The 8,513-nt window shown below is 27.4% G+C and carries 5 protein-coding genes; 1 reads left to right on the forward strand and 4 read right to left on the reverse strand.

The window, feature by feature from the left end; genetic code table 11:
* Nucleotides 1-62: 62 nt before the first annotated feature.
* A complete protein-coding gene (locus JX287_RS03815) occupies nt 63-3,698 on the reverse strand; it encodes a UvrD-helicase domain-containing protein (protein WP_204642233.1) in 3,636 nt (1,211 codons plus the stop codon).
* A 212-nt stretch (nt 3,699-3,910) separates the two neighbouring features.
* Here JX287_RS03815 and JX287_RS03820 point away from each other — a divergent pair, with 212 nt between their 5' ends.
* Nucleotides 3,911-4,759 (forward strand): metallophosphoesterase, encoded by an 849-nt coding sequence (locus JX287_RS03820; protein WP_204642242.1) that lies wholly within the window; start codon nt 3,911-3,913, stop codon nt 4,757-4,759.
* A gap of 38 nt (nt 4,760-4,797) precedes the next feature.
* Here the strand turns inward: JX287_RS03820 and pepF are convergent, their stop codons facing one another.
* The 3 genes from pepF to JX287_RS03835 form a co-directional block, all read right to left on the reverse strand.
* On the reverse strand, nt 4,798-6,600 hold the full coding sequence (gene pepF, locus JX287_RS03825; protein ID WP_204642252.1) for an oligoendopeptidase F: 1,803 nt from the start codon (nt 6,598-6,600) through the stop codon (nt 4,798-4,800).
* A 111-nt stretch (nt 6,601-6,711) separates the two neighbouring features.
* A complete protein-coding gene (locus JX287_RS03830; RefSeq protein ID WP_204642254.1) occupies nt 6,712-7,263 on the reverse strand; it encodes a GNAT family N-acetyltransferase in 552 nt (183 codons plus the stop codon).
* Between the two features lie 44 nt (nt 7,264-7,307).
* Nucleotides 7,308-8,147: a sulfurtransferase gene (locus JX287_RS03835; RefSeq protein ID WP_204642255.1), complete on the reverse strand. Its 840-nt coding sequence runs from the start codon at nt 8,145-8,147 to the stop codon at nt 7,308-7,310.
* Between the last annotated feature and the right edge of the window lie 366 nt (nt 8,148-8,513).

The raw sequence follows: 8,513 nt of genomic DNA on the forward strand, positions 1-8,513 counted from the left end.
AATAATTATTCAAATTACTCTTTATTATATCATATTTATCCCTTACTAACAACGTTGTATATTTACTCAACTTCTATCAGTTTAGAAAGCACATATGAATAAATATATGTTTTAATATTTTTCAATTGATAATATTCCGCTACCGCTTCTTTATAAATCTTTAATTGCTCTTTATGTCTCTCACGTAAAATCCCTTCCCCAGTTTTACTTGTTACATGGTCTGTTTTGTAATCGATAATAATCGCTTCGTTATCAGATATTTTAATAAATAAATCGACTACCCCTTGAAGTATTACATCTATTTCACTATCACTCTCACTGTATAGTTCTTTAGCTTTTTTAGCAGTAGTAAATGCTATTTCTGTTTGACAAAATTGACAATTAGAAATAATATTCATTAATTCGTTATTAATAAAGTTACTTATTCTTTCTATATCATCTTTATTATTTATATTGTCAAACTCTTCTTCTGTTAATATTCTATTCTCTTTAATATTTTTTATTAAACCATCAGTTTTCTTTAAATTATTTAGATAAGTTTCCACATCATTAATCTCAATCCCCACTCTAATATCATTTACAATTTTTTCAAAAAGCTTATGGACAATATTACCTCTAAGTATTGACTTACTAGTAGAAGTCGAACTTTTCAATGTAGTTAACTCAAGGTATCCTCTTTTTTCTTTTTTAAAGTTAATATTACTATCACCATTAATTTTTTTCAACGCACTATATGATGTTTTTGTTGGAAATACCTTATGTTTAACCTTAACTTCTTCGATTTCCTCAGTAGTGTTTTGTTTTAACTCAAATCTTTCATAAAAGTTTGCTAAATCAAAGTCTAAACTAGCTTCTTGTTCTTGAATAGATGGGATTACTTCATAATCTTCAAATTTAGCATCTTTTTCATTTTCAAAATTGAATCCGGCTTCGTAATCACTCAATAAATTATTTAAAATAATTTCAAAGTTATCGTCTTCTATTAATGCTTGCGATAAAGATTTGTCTCTTGCTTTCTCATTATTCAATTCTATCCCATTTGGGCTCACAAGATACAATGTATTCTTAGCTCGTGTTAAAGCTACATATAGATTACGAACTTCCTCTTCTCGTTCTCTCAACTTAATTAATATACTATTTAATTTATATAATTCGTTTAATTTTGATAATCTTGAACTATTTAAACTAAAGCTTTGGGCTATATTCTCTACATTAAGACTTAAACCGAAAGTTTCTGTGAATAACCCTTCTCCAGTATAACCTCTTTTACTAAATGAAGTATCAAGATCAGCGACAAATACTTCTTTATACTCTAGTCCTTTTGAGATATGTATTGTAGACAAAGTAACACTGTCATTTGGTGTTCTTTTCTTAGTTTCAAATACCTCTTCTGTTTTGATATTTTTTAACTGATTTATTAACCCAGAAAGTTTATTATCAATATTCTGATATTCATTAACTACATCTATAAAATTCTCAAAATAATCTATCTCTTCATCATTTACACCGATTGTTACTAAATAATTTTTAAAGTCAGTATCAATCTCTATAGTTTCTATTAAACTTGGTAATGAATTATTCAAACTAAAATTCAGCCATTTTTTTAATATGTTTGTAGTCTGTTTGTCTTTTTTATTATCACTATTATTTAATTTTTCAAAAAGATTTTTCCCTTTTTCTAGTGATAATCTCAATAATTCATCATTACTATAATCTAAAATCTCTGTATGTAATACTGCTAATAAGCTAGTATCTCTATTAGTATTATCTAAAAATCTAAGAAGATTATATAAAATATTAAAACAATTTGATTCAGTAAAACCAACTTTTTCCTTGAAAAATAATGGTATATTGTACTTGCTAAATATTTCTTTAAAACTAGACATTTTAGTACTGTTTCTCACTAAAATAGCATAGTCACTATATTTTTTCCCATTCTTTATCCCTTGTAAAATTTCATATGCAATATTTTCTATAGACTGAATTCTATAATCTTTTTTGTTCTCTATTATCTCTCCAGTAAAATAATTAACCTTACCATTAATTAATTTGGTAGGAATTATTTCCGTATCTTGACGTTCTTTTGCCTCTGGGTAATACAGAGCACTATCTTCATCATAACTCACACCAGCATTCTTATTGTCCATTAATCTATTAAATACAAAATTACTACATTTTAGTATATTCTCATCACTTCTAAAGTTTTCTTTTAATACTACACATATTCCTTCAGAATCATCTTCAAATGAATATTCCTCATTTACACTATAGTTATCAATTTCCAATTTTCTATAACTATTATACTTTTGTTCAAAAAGATCTGGATTAGATCCCCTAAAACCATATATCGCTTGTTTAACATCTCCAACCCTAAAGAAGTACACACCTTCTCCTCTAATTAAGTTTAAGATATATTCTTGCAGGTTATTATTATCTTGATATTCATCAACATATATCTCATAAAAATACTCTCTATAATAATGTGCCGCTTCACTAGGTATAATGTCACCATTCTTTTCTTTAGTAAGTGCCTTTATAGCAAGATGATTTAAATCAGAGAAATCTAAAAAATTGTTCTCTCTTTTTCTTTTAATAAAATCATTATGTAATTTCTTAAGAACTTTCTTAATAGTTCTTGATAACCCACTTATTTTTTCTATAGTTTTAAAATAATTCAAGTAATCAATTAGTTCATCATAAACTTTTGTTAATAACGCTGTATCATAGATATTATTTTCAATTTTTAACTGGTTATCAAGTTTTTCTATAATCTCAATAATTTCTTCAAGCTCCTCTTGATTGCTTTTTAAAGAAATTTCGTCTTGTTGAATATATTTAATAATTTTTTCTTTTTTATCGTTATCTAGATTAGTAAGAGATATTATATCTAAATCCTCTTCTTTTTTATTATTTTCTAGATATTTTTTAATACACAAACTAAAGTTAAACGCAGTTTCTACAGCCTCTTTTGTAGTTAAATTATCGAATTTACTAAATTCATCAATAACAGCATAATCTACGTCAACATTATCTATAATTAGGGAATTTAATTTTTCAAAATCATTTTCTAAATATATTTGAAAATTAGGTATATTTAATAGTTTGTAGTACACATCGATAATGAATGAACTAATATTTTGTTTAGATTCAAAAACTGTAAATAATAAATCTGTACTAGCAGAATCTTCCTGTACTAACTCCTCTAGGACATTTCCTATCGTTTCACTCAATAACCCTTTACTATTTGCTAATATACTAAAATTAGGTGATAAATATTTAATTTGATTATCAATTTCTTCCTCTACAAGATAATAGAATTTTTTCAATACATTTAGACAAAAGCTGTCAATAGTACTAACATAGGCATCGTTCATTAACATCCTTTGCTTTCTAAGGAATAATAAATCCTCTTCTTTATTTGTAGAAAGCAATCTTTCACTAATTTTACCTTCTATTCTTACTATCATATTTTTAGCAGCAGCTGTAGTAAATGTTAGTACTAATAGTCTATCAATGTCCCATCTTTTCGTTGCAACTTTTCTTGTTATTCGTTCAGAAAGAACCTCTGTTTTACCACTTCCAGCAGCAGCAGCTACAAGAACATCAGCCCCTGTAATAGCTATAGCTTGCCATTGAGGTGGTGTAGGTGGATATTTCCTAGAAGCGGCTATATTATCAATCTTTTCAATATTTATCATATATTTTTCCTCTAATTTCTCATTAATAATCACTTTATATTTTAACATACTTTAAGCATTATGGTATAATGTTTTAGAATAGTGATATATTAAAATAACATTTATTTAAAACTATGTTTTTTAAATCACTATCACACAGTTTTATAGAATATAAAAATACTATAGTTTAATGTTTTTACATTCTATTTAAAAATTAGTTTTAGGTGAAATATATGAATCGTAAAATTTTAGCACTAGCTCCCCTTATAGCAGCTAGTTCAATAATCAAACAAAATAAAAAGTTAAAAGTAACAAATACCACTCTAGATTTTAATAATCTTCCAGATTCTTTTGAAAATTTTAAAATTGCCCAAGTGAGTGATATTCACTGTGATAAGGTTGGATTAAGCGACTTATCATTCTTAAGTAAAATCAAAAAATTCTCACCCGATATTATTGTAATTACTGGAGATATTCTCGATAGTTATAAAAACGATATGGATGTAGCTTATAATATCCTTAGTCAACTTGCTATAATTTCTCCTTGTTATTTTACTTCTGGAAATCATGAACTAAGATTACCGAAAGAATATACTGAATTGAAAAACATGTTAGTAAAGCTTAAAATTACTCACTTACACAACGAAAGTATTCTTCTTAATCGTAACCAAGACTTTATAAATTTAGTTGGTGTAGAAGACTATAATTTTTTCAAAAATGAAGATAATTTAAATCATCGTGCTAACTTCAAAAAAACATTAGAGAATTTACATTCATCTGAATTCTTTAACATACTTCTATCTCATCGTCCAGAAAAGTTTCCAATTTATGTGGAAACTAAATATGATCTGATTTTTTCAGGACATGCCCACGGCGGACAATGGAGAATTCCGTTTGTCGGCGGTGTTTTCTCACCTAGTCAAGGATTTTTTCCTGAATACACAAGTGGTTGTTATACTAAAGAGAACTCAACTCTTATAGTTTCTCGTGGGTTAGGAAATAGTTCATTTCCTATTAGAATAAACAATAAAATTGAATTAGTATTAGTTACACTAAAAAAAAGAGAGATTCAAAAATCGTGATTTTTTAAAATCCGATTTTGAATCTCTTATTTTCTTTATTAGAAATACAGTTTTTCAAACTTTTCTATTTTCTCTTCAAAGTCCTGTAATGCTAATTCTATTGCATCAGGTTTAGACATATCTACACCTGCATTTTTTAATACTTCTATAGGATAATTAGAATTTCCTTTTGAAAGGAATTCATCTATATAAACTTTAGCATTTTTACTATCTTCTAGTATTAATCTTGATAGTGCTTGTGCTGCAGAATAACCAGTTGCATATTGATAAACGTAGTAATTATAATAAAAGTGAGGCACTCTTGACCACTCATATTTTATATCTTCATCATAAGTAAATACGTCACCATAGTATTTCTTCACCACATTGAAATATTCAATATTTAAATATTCTGCTGTTATAGCCCCTCCGTTTTGAAGTTGTTGGTTTATTTTGTGTTCGAACTCTGCAAATTGAGTTTGTCTATATACTGTACCAACAAATCCACTTAACGCTTGGTTAAGGACACGAAGCATTCCATTTTTGTTACCTTCTTTTTCAAATTTATTGTATAGATATTCTGTTAATAATGCTTCATTACAAGTTGACGCTACTTCTGCAACAAAGATTGAATAACTTCCATAAACGTATGGTTGGTTTTTTCTAGTATAGTACGAGTGCATTGAATGCCCTAGTTCATGTATAAGTGTGTACACATCATTTAACGTACCATCAAAATTTAATAGAATAAATGGTTTTGTAGTATAACCACCCCATGAGTACGCCCCTGAACGTTTTCCTTTATTAGGATAAATATCTATCCAGCGTTCTGTAAATGCTTTTCTCATATCATTAACATATTCTTCACCCATTGGTTTTACAGCTTCAAGTACTATATCACGAGCTTCTTCAAATGTAAATTTAATTGGCTCTCCTTCTACCATAGATACTGATCTATCATATAATCTGAAGTCTTCAAGTCCTTTGGCTCTCTTGTGCAACTTATAATATCTTTGCAACGCTGGAATTTTTTCATTAACTACAGACACCAAATTATCATACACTTCCTCTGGTATTAAGTTGTTAGATAATGCATTATTTCTTGTTGATGTATATTTATAAACATCAGCATAATATTTTTTTCGTTTTAAATTTCCACCTAATGTAGATGCCAATGTATTATTATGCTTTTTGAAATAGTTATATAGAGAATGGAATGTATTTTTTCTAAGAACTCTATCTGTACTTTCCATATATGTACCATATGTTCCATGTGTTAAAGTATGTTTATTTCCATCTTTATCTTCAACTGGCTCAAATTCAACATCTGCATTATTTAATGCTGAAAAAGTTTCATCACTAGCATTTAGTGCTTCTCCAGCCATTGCTATTATTTTTTCTTGTTCTGGATCCAGTGTATGACGACGTTTTTTATTAATTTTTTCTAATTCAAATCTATAAACTTTTAACTCGTCTAATTCTTCTACGTATCCTAATAGTACATCCTCATCAATTGAAAGAAGTTCAGGTTTTAAAAATGACCACTCTGCATAAAACTTAGAATTTAAATTCATTGTTTTAGCATATAATTCACCATATTTAGCATTTGTACTATCTTGGTCTTTTCTAAGAAATGCATAAATCGTTAATTGTTCGACTTTTAACATCATATCTTCTTCAGCTTTAAAAACTTCTAGAAGACCTTTAGCTCCTTCTTTAACCTTACCTCTGTAACTTTGTATTTCTGGAATTAATTTTTCTACCTCTTTAAATTGTTTCCAAAAATCTTCATTTGTCTTAAAAATCGATTCTAAATCCCATGTATTTTCAACTTTCTGATCTTTTCTCAATAATTCAACCATATCTTTTCTCCTTAGATTTATACATAGCTTTAATTATAGCACAAATCATATTTCTTTTGTGATTTTTCTAAAAAAATCCGAAGAATTATCTGAAAACATATAATAAAAAATTTAATTTTCCCTTATTAAATGATCATAATTTTCATGTCCTATAAAGATTTTACAATCTTTATTAAAGCCAAAGCTTTCATATAATTTCCTAGCTCTTATATTTGATTGTGCTACATTTAAGCTTAATCTTGGTTGTCCACTATTAACAAAATCTGTTAATAACTTATTTCCAATTCCCTCACCTCTGTATTCGGCAAAAACATATAAAGTATCTAAATAATATTCTTCTTCTAAAACTTCATCATAATCAAAAATTATTGAATTCTCATTTAAATCAAATTTACAAACAACTTCATTAAACCAAAATTCCTTCATGTTATTAATTTCATCATAGTGATATGTAAAAGAAAAACCCTTTAATTCCCCTTCACTTTCATAAATCCTACAGTTTTTATAACTAAATCTATCTTCTTCTGATGTGAATACAAACTTAAGAATATCTTGAAGTTTCGATAAAGAACATTCTTTTAATATTTCCAGTTCTAGAGATTCAATAAACTCTTGTAATCCTATTAACACTTTAATATCGCTTTTATTCGCTTTTCTTATCATATCTATTCTATCCTTTTAAGCTATTTTGATGTAGAAAATTAATTTTATTCTACCTCTCCAACATTAGCGTATCTAGCGAATGAAGGCTCATAGTTTCTCACATTAAATCCTAATTCTTCTAATATTACCGTTACATAAGAAGCGCGTACTCCAGTAGTACAATATGTTATTTGAAGTTTATTTTTATCCAAACCTTTTTCAATTACATATTTTTCTAACTCTTCTCTAGATTTTAAGAATCCATTATTATCAACTAACGAATTAAATGGAAGAGAAATTGCACCTGGAATATGACCTGCTTTATTTTCACCATAAACTACACGACCATTGTATTCAACTTCTAATCTAGTGTCTATAATTTGAACATCTTCATTACCTATTTTAGATAATAATTCGTCTGTAAATATAGCTTTATCGTTCTGAGTTGCTTCATTACGAACTACATCACTAACATTTATTCTATCTCTAATTGGTTCATAATTTTTATTAAATCCTAATTTTTCAACTTGTTTAAAACCACCATCGATAAACTTAACATTTTCAAAATCTGCATAATTAAATGTGTATACTACACGCGCTTCATCCCCAAATCCTTGTTCTGGCATTGTAAAACCATAAACTAGAACTTCTGAATCAACATTGATTCCTAATTTATCGAAAATTTGTTGGTAATTCTCTTTAGTTAATAATTTCCCTAGCTCTTCTCCTCCAAATTCACCTAATAAACTAATATCAGTCCAATCAACAACAGTTGCTTTATCATACATTAGTGATCCTTCTTCAAGCATTCCACCACGTGCATCGATAACTACAATATTCTTATTTGTTCTATTATTTAATAAATACTCAGCATCAACTAATTTTTTAAAATCAAATTGTGTCATAAGTACCCCTCCTCTAAAATTTAATTTTCAATTTATTATAACATAAATATTATTGAAAAAATATAATTTAATTCGTTATCAAATTGATATAAATTGAGCATTATAAATACATTATATAATATTCAATTTCCTCAAATATTTCTTATACATCATAAATCGTAAACATTTTTATTTACAACCGAGAAAAATCATGTTACAATAAATCGGAATTGTTTTGAATTAAATAATTAAGGAGAAAATTGTATGGACAAGAGAAAAATGATTATTACTAGTGCCTGTGGTTCACTTATAATCGGACTGTCAGCATTTGCTGGTTATGAATATGGTAAACAACAAGCATATGAAACAACACCACTAGTACAAAAT

This window comes from Gemella haemolysans (assembly GCF_901873445.1).
In the GTDB taxonomy this organism is placed as follows: Bacteria; Bacillota; Bacilli; order Staphylococcales; family Gemellaceae; genus Gemella; species Gemella haemolysans_C.

What these genes read in the sequence shown, in the direction of transcription:
- JX287_RS03815 (WP_204642233.1), bottom strand. Translation starts at nt 3,698, where the DNA reads ATGATAAATATTGAAAAGATTGATAATATAGCCGCTTCTAGGAAATAT.
- JX287_RS03820 (WP_204642242.1), top strand. Translation starts at nt 3,911, where the DNA reads ATGAATCGTAAAATTTTAGCACTAGCTCCCCTTATAGCAGCTAGTTCA.
- pepF (WP_204642252.1), bottom strand. Translation starts at nt 6,600, where the DNA reads ATGGTTGAATTATTGAGAAAAGATCAGAAAGTTGAAAATACATGGGAT.
- JX287_RS03830 (WP_204642254.1), bottom strand. Translation starts at nt 7,263, where the DNA reads ATGATAAGAAAAGCGAATAAAAGCGATATTAAAGTGTTAATAGGATTA.
- JX287_RS03835 (WP_204642255.1), bottom strand. Translation starts at nt 8,147, where the DNA reads ATGACACAATTTGATTTTAAAAAATTAGTTGATGCTGAGTATTTATTA.